This window comes from Schaalia canis, assembly GCF_003858455.1.
Classification (GTDB): Bacteria; Actinomycetota; Actinomycetes; order Actinomycetales; family Actinomycetaceae; genus Pauljensenia; species Pauljensenia canis.
Genome location: NZ_RQZF01000003.1, coordinates 285,858 through 308,880, shown reverse-complemented (window position 1 = coordinate 308,880; position 23,023 = coordinate 285,858). Strand labels below are relative to the sequence as shown.

The following is a 23,023-nucleotide window of genomic DNA, read 5'->3' as shown; positions in this document are numbered from 1 at the left end:
AAATGCTCTACGAGCACGACCCCATGGGGCCGATTGCCCGATTCTTCGCCCCCCTGGCTGGCTACGGTGTGACGATCACGCAGTTCTTCCAGCCCACAGCAACCGAGTCCTACCCCTTCGAACCGGCGGTGCTACAGCCCCGATTCCACGGACGCCACCAGCTCAACCGCTACGCGGATGGCCTGGAAAAGTGCATTGGCTGTGAGCTGTGTGCCTGGGCGTGCCCCGCTGACGCGATCTTCGTTGAGGCTGCATCGAACACTCCCGAGGCTCAATTCAGCCCCGGCGAGCGTTTCGGCGCGGTCTACCAGATCAACTACCTGCGCTGCATCTTCTGCGGCTTCTGTATCGAGGCCTGCCCGACGCGCGCATTGACGATGGGGCACGACTTCGAGATCGCGAAGTTTGATCGCGAATCTGAAATCTTCGAAAAGGACGACATCCTCGTTCCTCTTTCTGAAGGTATGCTCCAACCGCCACACCCCATGGTCGAGGGCCTATCTGACGGCGACTACTACCGCGGTGCGGTTGTGGGCGCCACCCAGGCTCAGGTTGACTGGGTGCGTGAACATCGTCCCGAGGACGAAAGCCTTGCGACCGTGAAGGTCGTTGACTACCCGCAGGAGGCACTGAAGTGAACCTCTTTGGAAACTGGCCTGCGATGGCCTCCACAGGAGAGGCAGTGCTCTTTGCCTGCGTCGCCGTGTTCATGATCGCCTGCGCCTTCGGCATCCTCCTGTTCAAGAAGGCCGCCTACGCAGCGATCAGCATGGTGGGCGTCATGCTGGGCCTGGCCGTCCTCTACGTCACCATGGGCGCACCCTTCCTGGGGACCGTGCAGGTGATCGTCTACACCGGCGCCATCATGATGCTCTTCCTCTTCGTCATCATGATGATCGGCCTGGGCGCCTCCGATGAATACACCCGTCAGGGCCGTGCCCGCGTGATCTCGTCAATCCTGGCTGGCCTCGGCGTGGTCATCATTCTGGCCAGCGCAATCGCCCAAGCCACCGTGGTTGCCACGCCCGCACCCGAGGTTGATCCCTTCACGGATGCGCCGATTACCTCCTTGGCTGTGGAGCTCTTCTCCCAGCACTGGTTCTCCATGCAACTGGCAGCCGCGCTGCTGATCACCGCTGCGATTGGCGCCATGCTGCTGACCCACACCGATGAGCTTGGCCCCAAGGTTGACCAGCGCTCCACCGCTGAAGCGAAGATGCGCGCCTACAAGGCCACGGGCCGTCACATCGGCCAGCTTCCGTCGCCCGGCGTGTACGCCACCAGCACTGCTGTTGACGTCCCGGCTCTTTCGGGTGAAACTCTTGGTCCCGTTGAAGAGTCCGTGCCCCGCGTGCTGCGTGTGCGTGGCCTTGAGCGCAGCGTCGGCATGATTGAACCCGAGGTCGCCCAGTCCTTGCTGCTCGCCCGCATGGGGGATGCTTCGCAGTCTCCCTTCGGCCCCGGTGCCGCCGGTACCGCTGAGCGTTCCGGCGCATGGGGCATGCCTGGCCCCGAAGCTCCCACCGGACTCAACCAGCCTCATTCGCCCGAGGTACCCGCAGCGGTGGCCTCGTCCGATGAGACTGCAGAGCCCACCACCACTACCGAGGAGGCAGAGAAGTGAGCCTCGCATACTACCTGCTGCTTGCCGCCATCCTCTTCACCCTGGGAGCCGTCATTGTGATGGTGCGCCGCTCGGCGGTCATCTCCCTCATGGGTGTTGAACTCATGCTCAACTCGGCCAACCTCACCCTCGTGACATTCTCACGTATTCACGGCGAGGTTGCCGGCGAAATCATGGCTTTCTTCGTCATGATCGTCGCCGCCGCAGAAGTTGTGGTGGGTCTGGCCATCATCGTGTCCATCTTCAAGTCGCGCGCCACCACGAGCGTTGACGACGTCAACCTGCTGAAGAACTGAGGGAGGTCACTCAATGAACATCGGATTCCTCCCCGCCCTGGTGGGTATGGATGGGCATGGCACGATCGCTGAGCCCGTAGCTGCCACCGGCGCAGCCTCCTTTGCGTGGCTGATGATCGCAATTCCCCTGGCCAGCGCCGCATTCTTGCTGCTGGCTGGACGCCACACGGATAAGTGGGGCCACTGGATGGGCGTCCTCGCCTCCTGGTCCTCCTTCGCCGTCGGCGTTGCCATCCTTATTCAGATGCTGGGCACTGCGCCTGAAGGCCGCCGCTATGCGTCCACCCTGTTTAGCTGGATTCCCGCCGGAGAGTTCTCCGTGGACTTTGGCCTTATGGTGGACCCGCTGTCGATGACCTTCGTCATGCTGGTCACCCTCGTCGGCTCCCTTATCCACGTGTACGCCGTGGCCTACATGGAGCACGACAAGGATCGCCGCCGCTTCTTCGCCTATCTCAACCTCTTCATCGCCGCCATGCTCACCCTGGTTCTGGGTGACTCCTACGCGGTGCTCTTCATCGGTTGGGAAGGCGTGGGCTTGGCCTCCTACCTGCTCATTGGCTTCTGGAATGACGTTCCCGACTACGCCAAGGCTGCAAAGAAGGCCTTTGTTATGAACCGTGTTGGTGACATGGGATTGCTCCTGGCCATGATGGCCATGGTCGCTAACTTCGGCACCGTCAATATGGAAGCCGTTGCCCACGGAGTCTCTGAGATTCCTGTCGCGCAGGCCACCATGATCGGTATCTTCCTGCTGGTGGGTGCCTGCGGTAAGTCCGCGCAATTCCCCCTCCAGGCATGGCTGGGCGACGCAATGGCAGGCCCGACCCCCGTGTCAGCCCTCATTCACGCAGCCACCATGGTGACCGCTGGCGTGTACCTCGTGGTTCGCTCCGGTGCTGTCTACCAGGCTGCCCCCGTTGCCGCCACCGTTGTTACCATCATTGGTGCTATCACCCTGCTCTTTGGTGCCATCGTTGGTGCCGCCAAGGACGACATGAAGAAGGTGCTGGCAGCCTCCACCATGAGCCAGATCGGCTACATGATGCTCGGCGCTGGCCTTGGCCCCATCGGCTGGGCGTTCGCCATCTTCCACCTTTTCACCCACGGCTTCTTCAAGGCGCTTATGTTCCTTGGTGCGGGCTCGGTCATGCACGGCATGGGCGATCAGGTCAATATGCGACGCTTCGGCGCTCTACGCACCGCCATGACAGTCACCTGGCTGACCTTCATGATGGGCTGGCTGGCCATCCTGGGCGTGCCCCCGTTCTCGGGCTTCTGGTCCAAGGACAAGATCATTGAGGCCGCGTTCTCAATGGATACCTTTGCCGGTAACCCCGCCCCCTGGGCCGGATGGGTCTTTGGCGGTATCGCACTCTTTGGTGCAGGGCTGACAGCCTTCTACATGTCGCGTCTGTTCTTCATGACCTTCCACGGCACCGCCCGCTGGACCACTGAAGCTGAAGGCGCGCCCGTGCACCCCCACGAGTCGGGACCTTTGATGACCATTCCAATGATCATCCTGGCTGTGGGAGCGGTTGCCATTGGTGGGCTGCTCTCCATCGGAGACTTCTTCTCCGTATGGCTGACCCCCGCTATCGGTGCTACCGAGCACGGGCACCCCGTGTTGCCGATCCCCGTCATTATGGCCGCCTCCCTGATCCTTGTGGCTCTCGGTGCGGCACTGGCGTGGGCCAAGTACGGCAAGGGCGAGGTTCCCACCTCCGTTCCTGCGGCTAACGCCCTCGTGCACGCCGCCCGCAACGACCTCTTCCAAGACGCCATTAACGACACCCTCGTTGTCACCCCCGGTACCGCTCTTGTGGCCGTGGCCGCCGGTGGCGACAAGCGTGCAGTGGACGGCATAGTCAATGGAGTGGCCGCATCCGCAAAGGGATTGGGTCGCCTGGTGAGCATCACGCAAACCGGTAACGCCCGCACCTACGCGTCCTACATCCTGGGCGGCGTCCTGCTGTCCCTGGTCGTCATTATCGGTTTCCAGCTGTGAGCGTGGGAGGAGAACTCATGGAAATCAGCACTCTCATCCCCGCCACCACCCCGTGGTTGAGCATCCTCGTGGTGCTGCCACTGCTGGGTGCGCTGGTTGTGGCTATTCCGGGGCTTCGACCCCAGGCACGCCCGATCGCTCTGGGTGTGTCGATCATCGAATTGATCCTGGCTGTATTCGCAGCCGCCACAGCCTTTGACTGGTCAGAGTCGGGCACCTATCAGATGGTCGAGTCCTACTCCTGGATTCCTCCAATGGGTGTCTCCTGGGCGCTGGGCGTTAATGCCCTTGGCCTGGTGATGGTCCTCTTGGCCGTGGCCCTGGTACCGATCGTCATTGGCGCCGCATGGGCAGACTCGGATGAGGACCCTCGCGGCTACCTGGCGTTGATTCTGCTCCTGGAAACCTTCATGGTCCTGATCTTCGCTGCTTTCGACGTTGTCCTGTTCTACTTCGCCTTTGAAGCAATGCTCATCCCGCTGTACCTGATGATTGGTCGCTACGGTGTGGGTGATATTGAGGCGCGTCGTCGTGCCGCGATGAAGTTCCTGCTCTTCTCGTTGGCTGGCGGTCTGGCAATGCTCGGTGGCATGGTTGCTCTCTGGGCAGCAATCCCGGAGCACTCCGCCACCTTCTTCCGCTTGGACACCCTTTCCAGCCTCTCAGGCAACCTGCCTGCAGGCCTGCAGATGGGTGTGTTCGTCAGCTTCATGATTGCTTTTGCTATCAAAGCCCCGATGGTGCCCGTCCACACCTGGCTGCCTGACACTGCCGCCGTGGCCCGCCCCGGTACCTCGGTACTGCTTGTCGGCGTGCTCGACAAGATCGGTACTTTCGGGATGATCGCCCTGGTCCTGCGGCTCTTCCCCGTCGCGTCGGCTCAAGCAGCCCTGGTGTTGTGCATCCTCGCTGTTGTGTCGATCCTGTGGGGCGGCTTCGCTGCTATCGGCCAGAACGACATCATGCGCTTGGTGTCCTACACCTCCGTATCCCACTTCGGTTTCATGGTTTTGGGCATCTTTGTCGGCTCGTCCATCGCCATGACCGGTGCCATGGTGTACATGGTCGCTCACGGCGTTTCAATCGCAGCAATGTTCCTCATCTCGGGCTTCCTCGCAGAACGCGGTGGCAGTCGTGACATGCGCGACTACGTCGGTATGCAGCGCGTCACCCCAATCCTGGCCGGCCTGTGGCTCGTGTCCGCTATGGCCTCAATCGCCCTGCCCGGCCTGTCCGGCTTCGTCCCCGAATACCTGGTCCTCATGGGCACATGGTCAGCCTCAGCGGGCTTGGCTGTGTTCGCTGTTCTGGGCGTCGTTGTGGCTGCCGTCTACGTTCTGCTGCCCTACCAGCGCGTCTTTACCGGTCGCCCGGCAGGGAAGAACGCTTCACTTGAAGACCTCAACGGTCGTGAGAAGGTTGTCGTTGCTCCCTTGATTGCCGCAATGGTCATCCTGGGCGTGTGGGCAGCACCGCTTGTTTCCTCGCTGACCCCTATCGCTGATGAGGCTGCTACCACTCTGGTGGCTGCCTCCCACGTCGCCACCGAAGGGAGCGCGAAGTGAATAACCTTCCCGTCGACGAATTTGTCGCCCCCACCATCGCGTGGGTGTCGCTGCTACCCATCATCATCGTCCTGGGTGGCGCCGTTGTCGCTGTCTTGGCTGAAGCTCTCGCGCCCGTGCGCCTGCGTCGCGCCATGGGTATCGGCATCGCATTGGTCTCCACTATGGGTGCGGCTAGCGTCCTCGCCCTGCGGTGGATCCCCGTGGCTGCAGCACCGCAGTCTCTGGGGGAATACATCGAAGATCCGCTGACCCTCGCAGCACAGTTCATTCTTGCCGTCCTGGGCTTCTTTGCGGTCCTCGTGATCGCTGATCGCTCGGAGATCGGGGATGGCGCTTTCGCAGGCCAGCCTTCGGATCGTCCAGGCTCACACGAAGAAGAACTTACTGACGCGAAGAACTACCAGCGGACCGAGATTTTCTCCCTCGTGCTGTTCTCCCTGGGCGGCATGATGGTCTTCCCCGCAGCGAACTCCTTCATCGCTCTGTTCGTGGCGCTTGAAGTGATGTCCCTGCCGCTATACATCCTCGCTGCGACGGCTCGCCGCCGCCGCCAGCTCTCGCAGGAAGCCGCTCTGAAGTACTTCCTGCTGGGTGCCTTCGCCTCGGGCTTCATGCTCATGGGTTCGGCCCTGCTGTACGGCTTCTCCGGTTCACTCACCATCACTCAGGTGGCCACCGCAATTCCGAGCATGGTGAATATGGACTGGCTGCTGTTCATCGGCGTGTTCATGGTCATGGTCGGCCTGCTGTTCAAGGTGGGTGCAGCCCCCTTCCACGCCTGGACACCTGATGTATACACCGGCGCTCCAACCCCTGTTACTGGCTTCATGGCTGCCGCTGTGAAGGTTGCGGCATTTGCCGCAATGCTGCGCTTCTACCAGGTGGTTGCTGGCGCCCTACAGTGGGAACTGTCGTGGGTCCTGGTGGGTATTGCCGCTCTGACGATGCTCGTCGGCACCTTCGCTGGCCTTGTGCAGACCGACATTAAGCGCATGCTCGCCTACTCGTCGATTGCACACGCGGGTTTCATCCTGCTGGGTGTGTTCTCGCTGGTGCAGGGTTCGTCGGGCAACGTGCTGTTCTACCTGTTGACCTACGGTTTGGCTACCGTTGGCGCCTTTGGTGTGGTGTCGCTTGTGCGCCGCCAGGACAGTGAGGGTGCTATTGGTGCTGAGGTCACAGATTTCACACGCTGGTCGGGCCTTGGCCGCACCAATCCGGTGGTGGCAGGAGCATTCCTCGTGTTCCTTTTGTCCTTCGCAGGCATCCCGCTGACCGCTGGTTTCATTGGAAAGTTCGTTGTTTTTGCCGATGCTTTCGCCGGTGGATGGGGCTACCTTGTCGGCCTGGCACTGGCATGCTCGGCTGTGACGGCCTTCTTCTACTTCCGTGTTGTACGGGTGCTCTTCTTCGAGGAACCCACGGGTGAGGTAGTCATTGTTCGTTCTGAAGGTTTGAGCACCGTTGCGATTATTGTCGCCGCATTGGGTACGATCGTTCTGGGCCTCTTCCCGGCTCCAGTCCTGTCCCTACTCAATCAGGTGGTCGTGCTTCTCCCGTGAACGTCTCCACACCCGATCTTCACGTTCCTGACCTCGAGGCCCGCATTCTGCCGGGCCTCGAGGCCGTCGAAGAATCCCTTCACCAGGCTGTTTCTGGTTCGCGGGATCTCATTGACGAACTGACCTCGCATCTTGCTGTCGCGGGGGGTAAGCGTATTCGCCCTCTGCTGACCTTGACGTGCGCACAGTTCGGCACCCCGCAGCTTGCCCTTGGCGAGAAGGTCTTAAATGCTGCAACAGCGATTGAGCTGACGCACTTGGCCTCGCTCTACCACGATGATGTGATGGATTCGGCTCCCACTCGTCGTGGTGTGCCTTCAGCTCAGCATCAGTGGGGCAATAATCGGGCGATTCTCGCTGGAGATGTCCTCTTCGCCCGCGCTTCAGTGCTGGTTGCTTCTTTGGGACCGGAGTCTGTGGCCTATCACGCGCATACCTTTGAGCGCTTGTGCATCGGCCAGCTCAATGAGACCTTCGGCGTGACTGAAGGCGCGGATCCGGTGGAGTTCTACATTCAGGTTCTCGCTGATAAGACCGGGTCGCTGCTGTCCTCGGCCGCCCACTTTGGGGCTTTCCACGGTGGTGCGGGTGAGGAGATTGCTGCAACCGTGGCCCGCTTTGGTGAAAAGATTGGCGTGGCCTTCCAGATCGCTGACGACGTACTCGATTTTGCCTCCGAGGTAGTGACCTCTGGGAAGACGCCGGGCACGGATCTGCGTGAGGGCGTTGACACCCTGCCTGTCTTGTTGCTGCGCCGCCGTCAGGCAGAGGGCACCATTGACCCGGCTGGTGCTCGTATTTTGTCGATGCTGGCGGGGGATCTGTCGTCCGATGAAGCCCTGGCTGAGGTTGTGGCTGCTTTACGCGAGCATGATGTGGTGGAGGAAACCCGTCAGATGGCTCGTGAATGGGCCGCTGATGCCATTGCTGAGTGTGATGCTTTGCCTGAGGGCGAGGCAAAGACGGCGCTGGTGTCTTTTGCTCATTTGATGGTGGACCGGATGGTGTAGGCCATTATGAGTCCGGCACCGGTTGACGGTGCAGCCGTTGAGGCTTTTCAAGGTCCGCGTGGCAGGTTTTCCTGCCACGCGGACTTTTGCTTTGCGCAGCCACATTCTGCAGCCACATTGTGCAGCATCTGTGCCCAAGCAGAGAAATGTACGGGTTAATGCATGATGTACGTGGTGCACCATGTACATCATGCGCCAAGGTGTACAGATTGCTAGTGGGCGGGCAGCAGCCTTGAGAGGGCTGACGCCTCCCGTTACAAAAGTCCAAAATGTTGTGCCCCTGGGAGAGGCCTTTTACCCCCTTGCTACCGTTCGGAACTGTCAACAGGCATAGAGGTGTTGCCCTCACAGAGGCCCTCCTCCCATACTCCGCACAATGAAAGAGCATCATGAGCGCACCGAACACCGAACATCGCACTGCGGGTCTTGCTCCCGCCACGATCCTGGGCTATCCGCGTATTGGTCGACGCCGAGAGTTGAAGAAAGCCGTTGAAGCCTACTGGAAGGGCACCATTACCGAGGCTGAACTCGCTGTCACTGCCGCTGCTCTGCGAGCCGACGTGCGTTCACGTCTGAAGGACCTGGGTTTAAGCAGCCAGGATGGTGCAATCCCCGAATCTTTCAGCCTCTACGATCAGGTTCTTGACACCACCGTGGCTTTGGGGGCGACGCCGCTGCGCTTCGCAGATGTGCAAGGGAGTGACATTGACCGTTACTTCGTGCTCGCCCGAGGCGATGAGACACATCAGCCTCTTGAGATGACCAAATGGTTCGACACGAACTACCACTACTCGGTGCCGGAGATTTCCCCGCAGACTCCGGTGGAACCTCATGCTGGCACCCTGGTGGGCTATGTTGAGGAGGCTCGCACGCAGGGCATCGATTCGCGTCCCGTCCTCGTTGGACCCGTCACCTATCTTTTGTTGGCAAAGGCAGCCGATGAGGCGCCAGAAGGCTTTGCACCAATCTCACGTCTGGATGATGTCGTTGAAGGGTACGCGGCCCTCCTTCGCGCTCTTCACGAGGCCGGAGCCCGTTGGGTGCAGTTTGATGAGCCGGCCCTTGTTTCGGATTCCTTGGGATATACACGAGAGGAAATCCTCGCCTTCGTGACCTCTGCCTACACGGAATTGGGTGCTCGCGCCGATCGTCCGGCTATTCTTCTGACCGCCCCCTATGGGGATTCTTCCTACGCTCAGACTCGTCTTGGGGCGCTTCCCGTTGAGGCTATTCAGGCGGATTTGGTTCGCGGGCGTCTGGATGAGCAGGCGCTGGCAGAAGGCTCCTTCGCCCGTGCTTTTGAGGGGACAACATTTGTTGCGGGCGTCATTGATGGGCGCAATATCTGGCAAACGAACCTCAGCCAGGCTTTGGCCACTCTTGAGCGTATCCGCCAGGCAGGGGTCACAGTGTCGGTTGCTACGGCGAATAACCTTCAGCATGTTCCACACGATGTTGCTGATGAGCCCTCACTTGACGCTCGTCTTGCCCGTTGGCTGGCTTTTGCCGATCAGAAGGTGGAGCATGTTGCCCTGCTGGCCGAAGGGCTCGCTCACGGTAGGGAGACTATTGTGACGGCACTCGAAGAGAACGCCGAGATCCTTGCTGATCGTGCGCATGCACCGGGTGTCCGTGTTGAACATGTGCGCCAGCGTGCAGCGGCTGTCACTGCGGAGGATCGCACGCGAGCCGGAGAGACTGAGAGGCGCGCTGCTCAGCTTGCGTTGAATATCCCCGAGCTTGCGACCACCACCATCGGGTCTTTCCCGCAAACAGCCGAAATTCGTCGAGCGCGAGCTGCCTTCCGCCGCGGAGAGATCGACGTCGACGCCTACGAGCAGTTCCTCCGTGAGGAGATCGCGTCGGTCATTCGTCTTCAGGAGGAAATCGGCCTAGACATCCTCGTCCACGGTGAGGCCGAACGTAATGACATGGTTCAGTACTTCGCTGAACTCCTTGACGGCTGTGCGGTGACAACGAACGGGTGGGTGCAGTCTTACGGTACTCGCGCGACGCGTCCCTCGATTCTGTGGGGTGATATCAGCCGTCCGGCTCCGATGACTGTCCGCTGGTCAGCCTACGCTCAGTCCCTCACGGATCGTCATGTGAAAGGCATGCTGACTGGCCCTGTGACGATTCTTGCCTGGTCTTTCGTTCGTGACGATCAGCCCTTGGCTGACACTGCCACCCAGGTTGCTTTGGCGCTGCGTGATGAGATTGATGACCTGGTGTCTGCAGGGATCGAGATTATCCAGGTGGATGAGCCTGCATTGCGTGAACTCTTACCTTTGGATGCTGACCGTCAACAGGCGTACTTGGAGTGGTCGGTGGGTGCTTTCCGTTTGGCGACGGGTGGGGCCGCTCCTGAGGTGCAGATCCACACGCACCTGTGCTACTCGGAGTTTGGCGAGATTATCCACGCTGTTGATGGGCTGGATGCTGATGTCACCTCCATTGAGGCAGCCCGTTCGCGTATGGACGTGGTGGTTCCCCTGGGCGCACACAAGTACTCCCGAGGGATCGGCCCGGGCGTGTATGACATTCACTCCCCGCGTGTTCCCTCGCAAGAAGAGCAAGAAGAACTCCTTCGCATTGCCAGCGCGCATATTCCCGGCGACCAACTGTGGGTTAACCCTGACTGTGGTCTGAAGACGCGTGGTTACGACGAGACTGTTGCGTCCTTGACGAATATGGTGCGTGCCGCTCAGGCTGTGCGTCAGGAATTAGCATGAGCACGCCTTCTCTTCCGACCGAACACGTGGGTTCCTTGCCGCGCCCTTCTCGCCTTCAGCAGGTGGTGCTGGATGCTGAGATTGGCGCGGCAAGCGCCGCGGATGTTGAGCGGGAGCAATCTCGCGCTGTGCTCGATACCGTCCACAAACTTGAGGCTACGGGCTCTCCTTATGTCAATGATGGCGAGCAGTATCGCCTGAGTTTTTCCAGCTATCCGCTCAGTGCCGAGGGCATTACTGAGGGCCCACTTTTTGCTGTCTACGCCGACGGGCACCATCGTGTGATTCCTGCCCTGAGCACAGCACCCTTCCGTTTCCACTCGTGGGCTGCTGAGGACGTGGAACGCACCCGCACACTCACCGATCACCCGCTGAAGCAGGCGGTCGTCTCTCCATCGATGCTTTCGCTCATGGTGGGCCCAGAGGGGATCGGGGACTATTCCCGTCAGGATTTTCTTGATGACGTGGTGCAAGGATGCGCAGAAGATATTACCCGCTGCTTTGCGGCCGGGGCCTCTCGAGTGAGTATCGATTTCACGGAGGGGCGTCTGGCCTTAAAGAAGAACGTCGCCAAGCCGGGGCATGCAACGCCAGTATTGTCCTGGGCGGGGCCGGAGTCGTTACAGGGCTTTATTGAGCTGCTCAACCGAGTCCTTGATCGCATTCCCGAGCATCTACGCGCCAATGTGGGGGTTCATACCTGCTCGGGTAATGACCACGACAGTCACCATTCACATGATGTCGACTACGCCGACCTTATCCCAGAGCTTTTTGCCATTGAGGCAGGCTACTTCCTTATGGAGGCGGCAAGTGATGCTGAGCCAGACAGGGTGGCCAGGCTTGTGGGGGAGCAGTTGGCGAAATGGGACCATGTGAGTCGGCCTCGTCAGCCGCAGATTCTTCTTGGGGTGACGCGCACGGTTACGCCGAAGTTAGAAACCGCAGAGGACATCTGCGATCAGCTTGTGCGGGCTGCTCGCTTTATCCCGCCGACGCTTCTGGGGTCAACGGATGATTGCGGCTTCTCGCCGTATTTGGTTGATCAAAAGCCGCGGCATGGTTCGCCGGATTTTGCCCGCGAGGTAGCGTTTGCGAAGATCGCGGCGCGTGTGCGAGGTACAGCGATGGCGGCCGAGGTTCTCAGTGGGGGTGGGGTATGACGCTGTTGCTGACGGGTTCGGCGCCCACGAAGCCTCGCTTTTCTTTCGAGGTTTTTCCGGCGCGCACGGGGGCTGCGGCTCTTGCCCTAGGGCATTGCGTACAGCACCTGTCCGCTGCTGGTCCTGATTTCATTTCCGTGACCTATGGAGCCAATGGGGCTCATCGTGATGGGTCGGTGGATCTGCTGCGCTATTTGCGCAATTACACGGACGCTCTTCCGATGGCACATTTGACGACGGTACGTGAGGACCGGGCTGCCATTAAAGCGGTCATTCATTCGATGATGGACGCGGGTGTTCATGATTTTTTGGCTTTACGAGGTGATCCGCCGCGTGGGATGGATGAGTCAGACGCCTCTGTTGCGGGGTCCTTATCGTCTGTGGAACTTATTGAGTTGATTAACGAGGTTCGCGGTGAGCGTCCGGCGCTGACGAGTGTGGGGCGTATTGCTGTTGCTGCTTATCCCAATGGGCATCCACTGTCGCGATCTCGCCGTGAGGATATTGATTGGTTGATTGCTAAGCAGGAGGCGGGTGCGCAGCTGGCGATTACTCAGTTGTTTTTCCACGCTGATGAGTATTTAGGCTTTGTTGCTGAAGCTCAGCAGGCGGGTGTTACTCTTCCGATTCTGCCGGGTTTGATGCCGGTGTCGACTTTGGGGCAGTTGCGGAAGGTTGCTTCTTTGGCGGGGCGGCCTGCGCCTGCTGATTTGCTTGCGGCGATGGAGAAGGCTGGCGGGTACGCCCCTGAGCTGGGGGTGGCGTATACGGTGGCTGTTGCGCAGGAGATTTTGCAGGGTGGGGCTCCGTCAGTACATCTCTATACCTTTAATCGGCATGAGTATGTGCTGGAGGTTTTGCGGGAATTAGACCTGCTAACACCTATCGCTTTCATCTGAAACTCCACAGGGCATCGTTTTTCGTTGTGATACTTAGGTTTTGTGCTACCTCCCGCTGTGGATGAGCTTGACGACTATGCCCATATTTTGAGACAAGCTATCTCAAAATATGGGCATAGTCGCCCGAGCAATAATGACCGATTGGAAAGATTTTATCTCGGCGCCCAGGAGTCAAAGGCGATTCTTGTGAGATGTCTTATGAGCTGATCTTTATCGAAAATTAAGATTTCTGCACTTCAGAAGATGTATTCCCCCATCCTGAATATTTATTTCTTAATGGCCTTTAGGGGGTGTGAATTATATGACGGTTTTTGTGACTTACTGTTTGGTCAATTTTCCCTTCACCTTTATGAAGGCTGAATACTTCCTGTTAATTCAATTAGAAATGCGCCTTGATTGCTTGTTTAAGCTGTGACATTCTGGTCAAGATTCCCCATTGTTTCAATGTCATACAAATGGGATGTTTTACTCGAATAGACGATGAGGTTTGTCATGAATGTCAGTCCACTGCCGATATGGCAACGAGTCCGATCACTCCTGGCCTTCGCTCTGGCCAGTGTGCTTCTGGTGCTTGCCTATGTCTCCACCGCTCAGGCCGACTCCCCAGGACCGCGAATCAACTCAAAGATCGTCGTCAGAATCACCCAGCTCAGTAAGACCGATGGGCAACAACAGTCCGTTCCCGGGCAGGTGCACCGCTGGGATGTTTTAGGCATGAACTTCACCTGGGATGCCACGCAAGCAGACCCTCAGCCCGGAGAATCATTCGTCATCGAACTTCCCAAGGGGCTACGCAATCGGATGACAACAGGAACTCGCATACTCCTCGGCGCCAATGGTATCCAGGCAGGAGAGTGCGTCCTCGAACCTCGACGCATCCTGTGCACCTTCAGTGACAATATCCGCGGATACGTCAATATCCACGGTAAGGGCCGCGCTGAACTGATCGCGACCGAGACAACGACCGAAACACAAACCACTATTACCGTCAACGGGGAGGTGCAAAGCGTCCCCCTCCCAGGAGGAGAGGCTATTACCGAGCCGCCAGCTCCAAAATACTGGGAAGCTGGCTTCGCAAAATACGAATCCACAATTAATCCTGGGCAATCCACGATCTACTGGTCGATCTGGTTTAACCCCTCTGTCCTCCTGAGAAAATGGACAGGCCAGACGCCCATTACCTCGATGACCTTTACCGATATTGTTGGCGAAGGGCACGACCTATGCCTTGATAAATGCGTCGTCAAACTCAACCTCTATCGGCATAAACTGGATCCCTCACAACCGGAAGTCACCCTTGCCGACAGCTCAGGTAAAAGCACAGACGGCTTCTCCCTCTCGGTCACGCCCGACCCGCACAACCCCAAACAATTCACCGTTCACCTTGCGGGGCCTTTTGGGACACACCTCAATGGTGAAGCAAACTACCGCATCTTCTACCAAACTCGGCCAGCCAGCCCCAACGGCCAGACACATATGGGGCAGACCTACACCAATAAGGTCACGCTGGCGGACTACCCTGCCGAAAGTAGCAGGGAAGGAAGCGTTCGAGAAACCCTTGATGTGAGCGCGCAGATGGAGCAGGGATTCGGCGGATTCTCCCTCCAGAAAACCCTCTCCGGGTCAGGTGCGGGCGTTCTTCCAGCGCAGCAGCGATACCGCTTCCTCATCAACTGGACCCTGCCCGACGGTAAAACCGCCCAGGACTATCCCAACTGGGCGCCTCCCACTTCCAACCCAGCCGAGTTCATCATTGAAGAAACTGGCAAAGCAGTTCCTTATCCGCTGAACTTCCCCATCGGAACACGCATCACCGTCACGGAAGATACGCAGGCGCTACCACACTCTGTTGGTGCGACCCTCCTTGAATGGGGCCAGCCTTCCTACGTGGTGGGAACAGAAACAGCTCAAGGAAACAGCCCCACCTTTACTATTCGTAACCAAACCGTCACAACAGTAGCCGTCACCAACCCTGTCGAACAGAAAGCGACCTTCGCTATCCGCAAGGGCATTCAAGGGATTGACCCCGCCTTGATCGGCAGCCAAAAATACACATTCCGCTACGAATGCGGTGGCGAAAGCGGCACCATTGATGTGCCCCCCACTAATGAGAGCATCCCTGTCGGAAAGAAGTTCGCCCCCGGCACCCAATGCGTCATCACAGAAGTTGCCCCTGCCCCCAACCACCTCAAGGACTACACCTTTACCGTCCCTGAAAAACAGACCCTCACTCTCGAAGCCGGCAAGGAAAACCTCGCCTCCTTCACGAATGTCTACCAACGGATGATGGGGCGCTTCAGCATCATCAAAAAACTCGACCCCACCACACCCGCAGAAGTGCGCACGCGGCTGGCGGACCAACCCTTCCCCTTCATCTACAACTGCGGTGGAAATGATATGAACGCTGCAGTGAAGATCGGGGAGGTATGGATCAGTCCGGAACTACCCGTCGGATCAGAATGTACGGTGAAGGAAAACACTGCAGCAGTTCCACGCATTGCCGGATACGCCTTAGTGGAGCCCCTGGCGCAGAAGGTCACCATCGCAGCAGGGACAGCTCCCCTGGAACTGACCTTCACTAACGCCTACGAGCTAGAGCGTGCCCACTTCACCCTCAGTAAGATCACGAGCGGTGATGGTGCAGTGCTCGCACCTCAAAGCTACTCCTTCACCTACACCTGCGACCCGCTCGCAGAGGGCCTCGATAGCGTCACCGGCACCCTCAACGTCACCCCTGGCACCCCGATTCGTGTGAAGGACCTTCCTCTTGGGCGTTGCACAGTGACGGAGAATGCTGTGACAGTCGACCACGTGGGGCACGTCCTCAGCTGGATGATTGATGGGCAAGCTGCTGGCACAAACAATGCCCCTCTCAGCTTCGACCTCAGCACGAAGGGGACAGACATTGCGATCAGCGCTACCAACACCTTCACTCGCGAACGAGCACCTTTTAGCATCCTCAAGCATGTGACAGGAGACGGCCCATTCAGCGCTGACACATTTGAGATCGCTTATGAGTGTCGTGTTCCTGGAGCCGACGCCATTAACGGCACCGTGAACGTTCCCGGCAATGGCACGCCCGTCACTGTCCATGACAGCCTGCCAGTCGGCACGGAATGTGTGGTGTCAGAAAGTGCCGCCACTAAGAACCGCGCAGGCTACGAGGTTCAGACACAATTCGTGCCCCTGACGGCGCTGCGGATCGAGAAGGGCCGCACAAACACGGTAGAAGTCACCAACCACTACCGCGCACTCACAGGTGGCTTCAGCGTCGAAAAAGTCGTAACCGGTGACGGCGCCCGCATTGCACCCTCATCCTTCACCTTCGACTATTCGTGTACCGCTCTGACCGGACAACTTCTCAAGGGCGAAGTTACGGTGTCCCCAGGACGCCAGGAAACAGTGACGAACGTTCCTGCCGGTCGTTGTGAACTACGAGAGCGCCCCAGCCTCGTCAATGGAACGACACTGACCAGTCGCCTTCGTATCGGCCAGCAGAGCTTCAACGAGGGTGTCGCTACCTTCGACGTTGCCGACAAGGCAAAGGTTGAAGTTCACGCCGACAACACCTATGTGCTCAGGCGCGGTGATCTATCGGTTCGTAAGGTCGTCAAGGGAGCAGCCGAGAACGCCTTTGCACGCCACTCCTTCGTCATCGACTACACCTGCAGCGGAGTAGAAGCCCCTGTGAAAGGCAGTATCGCGCTGAAAGGCAATGGCGAAGCAGCGACGTTGACGAACCTCCCTATCGGCACACGCTGTGTCCTCACGGAACGAGCTGATAGCGCCGTCCTGCGTGGATACACGTTGCGTGAACCTCAGCCGGTGACGGTCACGATCGGTGAGGTGAGTGCGAACGCGCAGATCGAGTTCGTCAACACGTACACCCCAGACAAGCCCTCTCCGACTCCGCCGATTGCCCGCACAGGTATGAGCGGCGGCCAGGCGGGTGCGCTGCTCGCGGTTGCTCTGACTGCGGTGGGCGGGGGATTGATCGCCCTGAGAAGACGCAGCCGCTCATAGGAAAGCGCTGAGAGAAAAGCGCTGATAGGGAAGAGCGGGGGTGGAGGCTTCAGAGAAGCCTCCACCCCCGGCTGGGTGATGTCTGCCGAGGGTGGCTCACACCATGACGGGGGACTGTAACAGCGCGGGATAGCGGCGCTAGAATTAGCGAAGTATTCTTATGCAAAAATCCCCGCAGCTTAGCGGAATGACTTATTCGCTCGTGCGAAGAAAGGGGAGTGCTGACGTGAGCACTCTGAACGTGGCCGTCATTGGTGCAGGTCCGGCAGGCATCTATGCATCGGACATCCTCTCCAAGTCAGGCCTCGAAGTAAACATTGATCTCTTCGAACGCCTCCCCGCCCCTTACGGCCTCGTCCGCTACGGCGTCGCTCCAGATCATCCCCGCATTAAGCAGATCATCGTCGCCCTCTACAAGATCCTCCAGCGCGGCGACATCCGCCTACTGGGCAATGTTGAGGTCGGCCGAGACGTCACCGTTGAAGACCTGCAGGCGCACTACGACGCCGTGATCTTTGCAACCGGAGCTGACCGTGATGCTCCGCTCCCGATTCCTGGCATTGACCTGCCTGAATCCTACGGCGCCGCTGACTTTGTTTCCTGGTACGACGGGAACCCTGACTACCCTCGTGAATGGCCGCTCAATGCCAAGGAAATTGCCGTCATCGGCGTGGGCAACGTGGCCTTGGACGTTGCGCGTGTCCTCGCCAAGCACCTGCCTGACATGATGACCACCGAAATCCCTGAAAATGTGGCGGCAGGCCTGGCAGAAAACCCTGTGACCGATGTGCACGTCTTTGGCCGTCGCGGTCCCGCTCAGGTGAAGTTCACTCCCCTGGAACTGCGCGAACTGGGCCACGTCCCCGACGTTGACATCATTGTCAGCGAGGAAGATTTCGACTTTGACGAGGGCTCGCAGGAGGCTCTGCGTAGCTCCAACCAGCAGCGCCAGGTCGTCAAAACCCTGACGAATTACGCCTCGATTGACCCCGAGGAACGCACTGCCTCTCGCCGCATTCACATTCATCTTTTTGAATCCCCGGTTGAGATCGTGCCCGATGAGAACGGCCATGTGAAGGCTCTGCGCACGGAACGCACCGAGCTGACGGGTGACGGTAATGTGCGCGGCACCGGTGTGATCACCACTTGGCCTGTCCAGGCCGTGTATCGGGCGGTTGGCTACTACTCCTCACCGATTGACGGGATTCCTTTCGACACCGTCCGCGGTGTGATTCCTAATATCGAGGGCCGCGTGGTCGCTGAGGTGGGATCTGAGCAGACCCTTAATGGCGTGTACGCCACCGGCTGGGTCAAGCGTGGCCCGGTCGGTCTGATTGGCTCGACGAAGTCTGATGCTCAGCAGACTATCGCTCACCTGGTGGAGGACGCTCAGGCCGGCCGCCTTGCTGCGACTACCAGCGAGGTTGGCCACGAGGCGATGGTGGCGCTGCTGGAAGAGCGTGGCGTGGCCTACACGACCTGGCAGGGCTGGGAGCTGCTTGATGCTTACGAGCAGGCTCTGGGTGCGGAATATGGTGAGTTGCCGGGGGATCGCGGCACGCGTGAGCGCATTAAGGTTGTCTCCCGTGAGGCGATGACTGCGATTTCTCGTGGTGAAGAAGTCACTGCAGACCTGATTGGCCAGCCCGGTGAAATGGGTGTTCCGGGAGCTGTGGAGCGCTTCGGTGATGATTTCACTGGCCCGGGTTCAACACGTCACGCCTGAGTGTTTCTGATGTGATTGCCGGGCAGTAGGCTGCCTGGGCCCTGTGAGTGTGGCAGTAGTAGGCTGCCTGGATTCTGGCGGTGGGTGCGACAGTGGTCGCACCCATCGTTTTGTTTCTGCCTTTCTTATTCCCACCTTGGGGGTTTTGCTCCCCTCGTTGCCTAAAGTACGCCGCCTAACCCCCGGAAGATGTAACAAGCCTGCCATGAGCGAGGCGGGGAATAAGTGCAGCCGTGCGCTGTAGAGCATCCGAATGTGCGTTTTCAACATGCTGGGTGAGGAAAACGCGGCTACGGTTGAAGCAATACTTGAAAGGATGATGATGGGACACGGTCATCACAACGGCCTAAAGACCGCGATGCTTTTCGGCGGCCTGTGGCTGATTCTCTTGGCAATTGGTGGGATTATCGCCCAATCCACGGGGCGTCCGATTTTTCTTTTTGGGTTCGCCCTGATTGGTCTGGGGACGACCTTCTATTCCTATTGGAACTCAGCGACGCTGGCCCTGCGTTCAATGAACGCCTACCAGGTGTCCGAGGCCGAGGCCCCCGCCCTGCATCGGATTGTCAACGAATTGTCGGCGCGTGCCGGTCAGCCTGCTCCAACGATTTGGATTGCGCCCACGCGTACTCCCAATGCTTTTGCTACGGGTCGTAATCCGCAAAATGCTGCCGTGTGTTGTACTGAGGGTATTTTGCAGCTCCTCAATGAGCGCGAGCTTCGTGGTGTTTTGGGGCACGAGCTGATGCATGTCTATAACCGCGACATTTTGACGTCTTCTGTTGCGGCGGCAATTGCGGGTTTGATTACCTCGGTGGCGCAGGGGTTGATGTTCTTTGGTGGTGGCCGTCGTGATGAGAACTCCGTGAATCCTCTGGTGATGCTGCTTATGGCCTTCCTTGCCCCTGTTGCGGCGATGCTTATTCAGTTTTCGATTTCGCGCACCCGTGAATATGACGCTGACGAGGATGGGGCCGCGTTGACGCAGGATCCTTTGGCCCTGGCTTCAGCCTTGCGGAAGCTAGAGGCTGGAACGGATCATGTGCCGCTGTCTCCGACGCCAGCACATCAGAATGTGGCCTCAATGATGATTGCCAACCCCTTCCGTGGGGCAGGGATCCGTAATCTCTTCGCCACACACCCACCAATGGATGATCGCATTGCTCGCCTCGAGAAGATGGCCGGCTACTGACGTCTGTCTGACTTGTGTACGGGTTAGCGCCTTTTGTGCGCGGTACACCATGTACGCAGGGCGTCAACCTGTACATGAAGTGCCGGGGTGTTAACTGTCGAGGAGCCACCGGTGAGGCGGCTTCGGTGTAAAGACGCCCCCAATCACTTGACGAAGATGAACATGGAGTTCCATTGGATCGACATACATCTGTCGTGCGGGTAGATGGATAAGGTTCCAGCCCTGTGAGGTCAAGATATTGTCGCGCCGCATCAAAGCGCTGAGGTTTTTCCCGATCTCGTCCTGCTGTGCACCTAGCTTGCTGAACCCTTCAACCTCGATAAGAACCCTTTGCTCAGGGAAACAGAAATCGGCGACATACAGCGCTCCATCGACCGTGATCTCAACCTGCGTCTGCCATGGGCGGGCGTTAAAGGCGTGAAGGAACCAGTTGAAGTAGCTTTCGGCGATGGATTCACAGGAGGGATCACAAAGAGAGAGCAGTTCATGTGCCCGCTGTTTTCCCCACGGTGAGCTAACTTCGTCGATTGCTTCTTCTATGAGGCTCCGAACTGCCGATGCGTGTGTGTCGGATTCTTCCTTCCGCCATCGGTTATAACCGCAGGCGTGGCGCATCAGCATGGACACCTCTGCGACGGCTTCTACCGGAGTGCTGTAGGCAAGAATGTCCCTGGCGGTTTCGCGCAGGCTTGTCACGGGTAGCCCGCCCAGAATCTCCACGTGGTCGCCTAGGAATGATCCTGCATGAATGAGGACGGGAGCGGACGGACAAAGCATCTGCCCATCGAGCTTTACCGGAGGGTAAATGATGGGGTGTCTGCCCCTGGATGCGTGTCTGCGTTCGTGGATTGTCCCCGGTCTGCGCAGGATCGGGAGGCCACGGAGTAGCAGGGCAGACTGGTGAGTGAAGGCGTCAATGTGGCGGTGGGTTGCATAGTGGGCAATATGGCGTGCAATAGCAACCGTCCGCTGATGCTGCCACAGGCTGTGCTCCGCTGGAAGAGAGTTCCGGTTGAGGTAGAAACCTCTCCTGATGGGAAGGTAGTGCCCAGATCTGAGTTCCTTCCGGTGTTTTGTGTGGGCGCCATGTGCGGTTGTCAGCATGTGATGGGCAATGTTGAGGATTGTTTGCTCGGTTTGCGGGGGATTGTTGGCTTGTCTGGTGGTTCCTTTTTGAGGGATGCTGTGTGCCTGTGCCTGTGCCTGTGCCATTGCGCTCCTCTTTTCTGATGCGTTCCTTCCTTGAGGGTGCGCGATATTGACCAAAGGCGCTAATCCGCTCGCAAGCGAGTGTGGATAACCTCTCCGAGGCGTTTCAACTGTGGAAAAGGGAAGATAGTGTGCCGCCTCGATGTGTACGCTCTAGCGCTTTGTGTATATGTTGGCGCCTCATGTACGCGGCACACCACGTACGCAAAACGCTAAGCAGTACATGACGCGCAAAGAGAAGAAGAAAGCGAAAGGGTGGGCCGCATGTTTGCGGCCCACCCTGGGCTGTGGACGGTTGAGGACTGATGGCCGAGCTGCGACGGCACCCACTACTGGCTGGGGTCTGGATGGCAGAGCAGTCGATGTTGAAGACGCTTATAAGGGGCTCAGAGGTCACAGGTGTGAGGACCTCACCTGAGTAGGCGCGGGTAATCAGATAGACGGCTGCACTCCCGCAGGAATCACGACGCCTCACCTGCGTAGGTACGGGTAATCATGCCCGTGCCAGACAAGAACCTGACATCCATTGAGATTTCCTGTGCACACACAGGCAATCGCTGCGATGCGTGAGCACCCTGTCATCCCTGTGGTAGGTGCCCTTTTCCAGTGAGAGTCTTCAGCGGAGCTGGGCTATCCTCTGTCATCACCTCAGCGGTAGTTCACGAACTGCAAAGCAGCGTCAATATTGGCCCCGGCTTCACCTTTCAACAGGGCAATGACGGCCTGGAGATCGTCACGGGATTTCGAGGAGACGCGCACTTCGTCGCCCTGAATCTGAGCCTTCACGCCCTTAGGACCCTCATCACGGATCAGCTTTGTGATCTTCTTCGCAACCTCTTGGCTGAGGCCCTCGCGCAGGGGTGCAACGAGCTTGTAGATCTTGCCGGAGGCCTTTGGCTCGCGCCCCTCAAGATCAAGGGCCTTGAGGGATACGCCACGGCGGATGAGCTTAGTTTCGAGCACATCAAGGATAGCCATGACACGTTCGGGGGAGTTGGCTTCCATCTCAATGGCGTCACCGGATAGGCGGATCGCTGCATCAACATTGCGGAAGTCGTAGCGCTGTGCGACCTCTTTGGCTGCCTGGTTGACGGCGTTGTCGACCTCTTGGCGGTCGAGCTTAGAGACGATATCGAAGGAAGAATCGGCCATTTTTCAGCCCTTTCTCAAGATGTGTTGCAGTGCACGTCCTATCGGATTGGCGTTGGACGTGTCGACCCTGCTATTGTTTCATGTCGTCGCCCAAACGGCGGCATGGCGGGATTCCCGAGTGGCCAAAGGGATCTGACTGTAAATCAGACGCGGAATGCTTCGGGGGTTCGAATCCCTCTCCCGCCACTGATCGGAGATAAAACTTCGATCAAAACGTGAGTTTCTTCTCGCTTAAATGGATTTGCAAAGCAGATCGAAAGTGATGTAAGGTTCTCGACGTTGCCCCGATAGCTCAGTCGGCAGAGCATCTCCATGGTAAGGAGAAGGTCAAGGGTTCGATTCCCTTTCGGGGCTCTGGTCGCGGCAAGAGCCGCGCCGCTGCGGCGGGGTAGCTCAGCTGGTCAGAGCGCACGACTCATAATCGTGAGGTCGCGGGTTCGAGCCCCGCCCCCGCTACCAAGCGTCTCTTAAACAAGGTCGCGCATCGACCAACCAAGCATAAGTGAGGTACCACCGTGGCAAGCAAGTCCCAGGACGTTCGCCCGAAGATCACGCTGGCCTGCTCAGTGTGCAAGGAGCGTAACTACATCACCAAGAAGAACCGTCGTAACACGCCGGATCGTCTTGAACTGCAGAAGTACTGCCCGCGCTGCCGTAAGTCCACGGCACACCGCGAGACTCGCTGATTGCAGTAAAGGAAATACCCCGAGGAGTTCACTCCCCGGGGATTTTTCTTTTCCCTTCCGCTCTCAGCATTGTTCTCCCACCCCGCTTTCCGGGGCCACAGGACAAATACAGGACACAAGGAGATGTTGACTCTTTCCGGGTGATAGGGGTTTTAGGGGTATACGACAGTTGGAGA

16 protein-coding genes and 3 tRNA genes are annotated in these 23,023 nt (G+C 58.5%); 17 read left to right on the top strand and 2 right to left on the bottom strand.

Annotation, left to right across the window (positions count from 1 at the left end; translation table 11 throughout):
* The first annotated feature begins 2 nt into the window (after window positions 1-2).
* From nuoI to htpX, 13 genes are all read left to right on the top strand, one after another.
* On the top strand, window positions 3-638 hold the full coding sequence (nuoI, locus tag EII11_RS05320) for an NADH-quinone oxidoreductase subunit NuoI (RefSeq protein WP_124869801.1): 636 nt from the start codon (window positions 3-5) through the stop codon (window positions 636-638).
* Window positions 635-1,624 carry an NADH-quinone oxidoreductase subunit J gene (locus tag EII11_RS05315; RefSeq protein WP_205649239.1) on the top strand — a complete coding sequence of 330 codons (990 nt, stop codon included), beginning with the start codon at window positions 635-637 and terminating at the stop codon, window positions 1,622-1,624. Before nuoI ends, EII11_RS05315 begins: the two co-directional genes overlap by 4 nt.
* Entirely contained in the window at window positions 1,621-1,920 is a 300-nt protein-coding gene (gene nuoK / locus EII11_RS05310; RefSeq protein WP_124869636.1) for an NADH-quinone oxidoreductase subunit NuoK, read from the top strand. Before EII11_RS05315 ends, nuoK begins: the two co-directional genes overlap by 4 nt.
* A gap of 46 nt (window positions 1,921-1,966) precedes the next feature.
* Window positions 1,967-3,928 carry an NADH-quinone oxidoreductase subunit L gene (nuoL, locus tag EII11_RS05305; protein WP_124869795.1) on the top strand — a complete coding sequence of 654 codons (1,962 nt, stop codon included), beginning with the start codon at window positions 1,967-1,969 and terminating at the stop codon, window positions 3,926-3,928.
* A gap of 17 nt (window positions 3,929-3,945) precedes the next feature.
* Window positions 3,946-5,493, top strand: a complete 1,548-nt coding sequence (locus EII11_RS05300) for a complex I subunit 4 family protein (RefSeq protein ID WP_124869633.1) — start codon at window positions 3,946-3,948, stop codon at window positions 5,491-5,493.
* Entirely contained in the window at window positions 5,490-7,058 is a 1,569-nt protein-coding gene (nuoN, locus tag EII11_RS05295; RefSeq protein WP_124869630.1) for an NADH-quinone oxidoreductase subunit NuoN, read from the top strand. The genes EII11_RS05300 and nuoN overlap by 4 nt, the downstream gene beginning before the upstream one ends.
* Window positions 7,055-8,068 (top strand): polyprenyl synthetase family protein, encoded by a 1,014-nt coding sequence (locus EII11_RS05290; protein ID WP_124869628.1) that lies wholly within the window; start codon window positions 7,055-7,057, stop codon window positions 8,066-8,068. The genes nuoN and EII11_RS05290 overlap by 4 nt, the downstream gene beginning before the upstream one ends.
* 389 nt (window positions 8,069-8,457) lie before the next feature.
* The gene (metE, locus tag EII11_RS05285; protein WP_124869625.1) at window positions 8,458-10,800 is read left to right on the top strand and encodes a 5-methyltetrahydropteroyltriglutamate--homocysteine S-methyltransferase; all 2,343 of its coding nucleotides are present in this window, start codon (window positions 8,458-8,460) and stop codon (window positions 10,798-10,800) included.
* Window positions 10,797-11,960 carry a uroporphyrinogen decarboxylase/cobalamine-independent methonine synthase family protein gene (locus tag EII11_RS05280; RefSeq protein WP_124869622.1) on the top strand — a complete coding sequence of 388 codons (1,164 nt, stop codon included), beginning with the start codon at window positions 10,797-10,799 and terminating at the stop codon, window positions 11,958-11,960. Before metE ends, EII11_RS05280 begins: the two co-directional genes overlap by 4 nt.
* Window positions 11,957-12,859, top strand: a complete 903-nt coding sequence (locus tag EII11_RS05275) for a methylenetetrahydrofolate reductase (protein WP_124869619.1) — start codon at window positions 11,957-11,959, stop codon at window positions 12,857-12,859. Before EII11_RS05280 ends, EII11_RS05275 begins: the two co-directional genes overlap by 4 nt.
* Before the next feature lie 492 nt (window positions 12,860-13,351).
* Window positions 13,352-16,882, top strand: a complete 3,531-nt coding sequence (locus EII11_RS05270; protein ID WP_124869616.1) for a DUF5979 domain-containing protein — start codon at window positions 13,352-13,354, stop codon at window positions 16,880-16,882.
* Between the two features lie 226 nt (window positions 16,883-17,108).
* On the top strand, window positions 17,109-18,608 hold the full coding sequence (locus EII11_RS05265) for an FAD-dependent oxidoreductase (protein ID WP_124869613.1): 1,500 nt from the start codon (window positions 17,109-17,111) through the stop codon (window positions 18,606-18,608).
* A gap of 319 nt (window positions 18,609-18,927) precedes the next feature.
* Window positions 18,928-19,800 carry a zinc metalloprotease HtpX gene (gene htpX, locus EII11_RS05260; protein WP_124869792.1) on the top strand — a complete coding sequence of 291 codons (873 nt, stop codon included), beginning with the start codon at window positions 18,928-18,930 and terminating at the stop codon, window positions 19,798-19,800.
* Between the two features lie 90 nt (window positions 19,801-19,890).
* Here the strand turns inward: htpX and EII11_RS05255 are convergent, their stop codons facing one another.
* Together EII11_RS05255 and EII11_RS05250 are read right to left on the bottom strand one after the other, a co-directional pair.
* A complete protein-coding gene (locus EII11_RS05255) occupies window positions 19,891-20,520 on the bottom strand; it encodes a PDDEXK family nuclease (protein ID WP_124869611.1) in 630 nt (209 codons plus the stop codon).
* A 1,137-nt stretch (window positions 20,521-21,657) separates the two neighbouring features.
* Window positions 21,658-22,161: a YajQ family cyclic di-GMP-binding protein gene (locus EII11_RS05250; RefSeq protein ID WP_124869609.1), complete on the bottom strand. Its 504-nt coding sequence runs from the start codon at window positions 22,159-22,161 to the stop codon at window positions 21,658-21,660.
* Window positions 22,162-22,265: 104 nt separating this feature from the next.
* Here EII11_RS05250 and EII11_RS05245 point away from each other — a divergent pair.
* The 4 genes from EII11_RS05245 to rpmG all read left to right on the top strand — a co-directional run bounded on the left by EII11_RS05245 (window position 22,266) and on the right by rpmG (window position 22,847).
* A tRNA-Tyr gene (locus EII11_RS05245) sits at window positions 22,266-22,347 on the top strand.
* A gap of 95 nt (window positions 22,348-22,442) precedes the next feature.
* Window positions 22,443-22,515, top strand: a tRNA-Thr gene (locus EII11_RS05240).
* A 28-nt stretch (window positions 22,516-22,543) separates the two neighbouring features.
* Window positions 22,544-22,620: transfer RNA gene (locus EII11_RS05235), tRNA-Met, on the top strand.
* 56 nt (window positions 22,621-22,676) lie between these two features.
* A complete protein-coding gene (gene rpmG / locus EII11_RS05230) occupies window positions 22,677-22,847 on the top strand; it encodes a 50S ribosomal protein L33 (protein WP_124869606.1) in 171 nt (56 codons plus the stop codon).
* Window positions 22,848-23,023: the final 176 nt, after the last annotated feature.

What these genes read in the sequence shown, in the direction of transcription:
- EII11_RS05270 (WP_124869616.1), top strand. Translation starts at nt 13,352, where the DNA reads ATGAATGTCAGTCCACTGCCGATATGGCAACGAGTCCGATCACTCCTG.
- EII11_RS05280 (WP_124869622.1), top strand. Translation starts at nt 10,797, where the DNA reads ATGAGCACGCCTTCTCTTCCGACCGAACACGTGGGTTCCTTGCCGCGC.
- nuoL (WP_124869795.1), top strand. Translation starts at nt 1,967, where the DNA reads ATGGATGGGCATGGCACGATCGCTGAGCCCGTAGCTGCCACCGGCGCA.
- htpX (WP_124869792.1), top strand. Translation starts at nt 18,928, where the DNA reads ATGATGGGACACGGTCATCACAACGGCCTAAAGACCGCGATGCTTTTC.
- nuoI (WP_124869801.1), top strand. Translation starts at nt 3, where the DNA reads ATGCTCTACGAGCACGACCCCATGGGGCCGATTGCCCGATTCTTCGCC.
- metE (WP_124869625.1), top strand. Translation starts at nt 8,458, where the DNA reads ATGAGCGCACCGAACACCGAACATCGCACTGCGGGTCTTGCTCCCGCC.
- EII11_RS05250 (WP_124869609.1), bottom strand. Translation starts at nt 22,161, where the DNA reads ATGGCCGATTCTTCCTTCGATATCGTCTCTAAGCTCGACCGCCAAGAG.
- EII11_RS05300 (WP_124869633.1), top strand. Translation starts at nt 3,946, where the DNA reads ATGGAAATCAGCACTCTCATCCCCGCCACCACCCCGTGGTTGAGCATC.
- EII11_RS05275 (WP_124869619.1), top strand. Translation starts at nt 11,957, where the DNA reads ATGACGCTGTTGCTGACGGGTTCGGCGCCCACGAAGCCTCGCTTTTCT.